The 2,679-nt window shown below is 67.9% G+C and carries 3 protein-coding genes; all 3 read right to left on the bottom strand.

The annotated features are described in order from the left end of the window. Nucleotides 1-98: 98 nt before the first annotated feature. Entirely contained in the window at nt 99-1,001 is a 903-nt protein-coding gene (gene sucD / locus G6021_RS02235; protein ID WP_182610770.1) for a succinate--CoA ligase subunit alpha, read from the bottom strand. Between the two features lie 21 nt (nt 1,002-1,022). Then, nucleotides 1,023-2,189, bottom strand: a complete 1,167-nt coding sequence (sucC, locus tag G6021_RS02230; protein WP_182640580.1) for an ADP-forming succinate--CoA ligase subunit beta — start codon at nt 2,187-2,189, stop codon at nt 1,023-1,025. Between the two features lie 299 nt (nt 2,190-2,488). Further along, the coding region (locus G6021_RS16890) for a hypothetical protein (protein WP_206682642.1) at nt 2,489-2,679 on the bottom strand (191 nt) is incomplete at its 5' end.

Below are 2,679 nucleotides of genomic sequence, written 5' to 3'. Positions count from 1 at the left end.
TCGCCCGCCCCCGGCACGCCGCGACCCCCGCCATCCGGGGATGGGCGGGGGTCGGGGAACGCTCACTCGCGGCGGCCCGGAGGGCTGCCGCGGGCGGATCACATCGCGTCGAGGATCTCCTTGGCGAGCGCCGCGGTCGCGGACGGCGTCTTGCCGACCTTGACACCGGCGGCCTCGAGGGCGTCCTGCTTGGCCTGCGCGGTACCCGCGGAGCCCGACACGATGGCGCCGGCGTGGCCCATGGTCTTGCCCTCGGGAGCCGTGAAGCCCGCCACGTAGCCGACGACCGGCTTGGTGACGTTGGCCTTGATGTAATCGGCCGCGCGCTCCTCGGCGTCGCCGCCGATCTCGCCGATCATCACGATGACCTTGGTCTCCGGGTCGTTCTCGAAGGCCTCGATGCAGTCGATGTGCGTGGTGCCGATGATCGGGTCGCCGCCGATACCGATGGCGGTCGAGAAGCCGTAGTCGGCCAGCTCGTACATCATCTGGTAGGTCAGGGTGCCCGACTTGGACACGAGTCCGATCGGGCCCTTGCCGGCGATGTTGGCCGGCGTGATGCCGACCAGCGACTCGCCCGGCGTGATGATGCCCGGGCAGTTGGGGCCGATGATGCGGGTCTTGTTGCCCTTGGACACGTTGTAGTTCCACGCGTCGGCGGTGTCCAGGACCGGGGCGCCCTCGGTGATGACCACGGCCAGCGGGATCTCCGCGTCGATGGCCTCGATGATGGCGTCCTTGGTGAACGGCGGCGGGACGAAGAGGATCGTCACGTCGGCACCGGTGGCCTCCATGGCCTCGGAGACGCTGCCGAACACGGGAAGCTCGACGTCGTTGCCGTCGGCGTCCTTGTGGGCCACGGTGGTGCCGGCCTTGCGGGCGTTGACGCCACCGACGACCTGGGTCCCGGCCGCGAGCATGCGGGCGGTGTGCTTGGTGCCCTCGCCGCCGGTGATGCCCTGGACGATGACCTTGCTGCCTGAGTTGAGGAAGATCGACATATCTGGTTGTTCCTACTCTTCCTACTTGGAGGCCAGCTCGGCGGCCTTGTCGGCGCCGGAGTCCATGTTGTCGGCCAGGGTCACGAGCGGGTGATTGGCGTCGGCGAGGATCTTGCGACCCTCCTCGACGTTGTTGCCGTCCAGGCGGACGACCAGCGGCTTGTTGGCCTCGTCGCCCAGCATCTCCAGGGCCTTGACGATGCCGTTGGCCACCGCGTCACAGGCGGTGATGCCGCCGAACACGTTGACGAAGACGCTCTTGACCTGCTCGTCGCCGAGGATCACGTCGAGCCCGTTGGCCATGACCTCGGCCGAGGCGCCGCCGCCGATGTCGAGGAAGTTGGCGGGCTTGACGCCCCCGTGGTTCTCGCCGGCGTAGGCGACGACGTCGAGCGTGGACATGACCAGCCCGGCGCCGTTGCCGATGATGCCGACCTGACCGTCGAGCTTGACGTAGTTGAGGTCGTTCTCCGCGGCCTTCTGCTCGAGGGGATCCGTGGTGCCGGCGTCGGCGAAGTCCGCGAACATCTCCTTGTGACGGAACTCGGCGTTCTCGTCCAGGGTGACCTTGCCGTCCAGCGCGAGGATCTCGTCGTTCGGGGTACGAACGAGCGGGTTGACCTCGACGAGGGTGGCGTCCTCGTTGACGAACACCTCGTACAGCTTGGCGATGGTCACGGCGGCCGCGTCCAGCACCTCCTCGGGGAGGTGGCCGGCGGCCGCGATCTCGCGCGCCTTGGCCACGTCGACACCGACGGTGGGGTCGATGTTGATCCGCGCGAGGCGGTCCGGGGACTCCTCGGCGACCTGCTCGATCTCCACGCCACCCTCGACCGAGCACATGGCGAGGTAGTTGCGGTTGGAACGATCGAGCACGAAGGAGATGTAGTACTCCTCCGCGATGTCGCTGGCCTCGGCCACGAGGAGCTTCTTGACGATGTGGCCCTTGATGTCCAGGCCAAGGATGTCCTCGGCCCGCGCGCGCGCTTCGGCGGCGTCCTCCGCCAGCTTCACGCCGCCGGCCTTGCCACGGCCTCCGACCTTGACCTGCGCCTTGACGACGACAGGCTTGCCGATCTCGGCCGCGACCTTCTCGGCCTCCTCCGCGGTATCCGCGACGCGCCCCGGGGTGGTGGGGACGTCATGCTTCGCGAAAAGAGCCTTTGCCTGGTATTCAAAGAGATCCATCAGCTCACCATCTTGACGTGGGTAGATTCGCCCGGCCCTGTTGAAAGCCGAGTCAACCCTCATCCTAAGCGGGCAGTGTGTCGCCCGTCGCACCCTGGGGGTAGACGTGTGTGTCGGGTCACAGATCACCGGGCGCGCGACGCCCCTCCCGCCACCACTCGCGGCACGGCACTCAACTCCAAGCCCCTCAATCACTGGAGTCACACCGGTGTGATCCACCCCTCCCCATCGGACGGCCCGTTACCTTGCGGCACCGTTGCCGATCCGTTACTTTGGGGGACGTCTTGATCACGGAAAGATCACAGCACGACCTCAGAGGGGAAACGCCACCGGTGAAGAACGAGTCGCAGCACGTACCACCAGCGACTCCTGTCGTCGTACCCGCCTCCGGAGCACACAGCGGAGGGCGTCACCGCCTCCCCGCTCCCCCGCACGCCCTCCGCGGTCGCGCGGCCGTCCTGGCCGTCGCCGCCGGCGCCGCGGTGTCCGC

The organism is Dietzia sp. CW19 (assembly GCF_014145265.1).
GTDB classification, from domain to species: domain Bacteria; phylum Actinomycetota; class Actinomycetes; order Mycobacteriales; family Mycobacteriaceae; genus Dietzia; species Dietzia natronolimnaea.
Note: the sequence above shows the minus strand (reverse complement) of the source record. Positions and strands in the feature narration are given on the sequence as shown.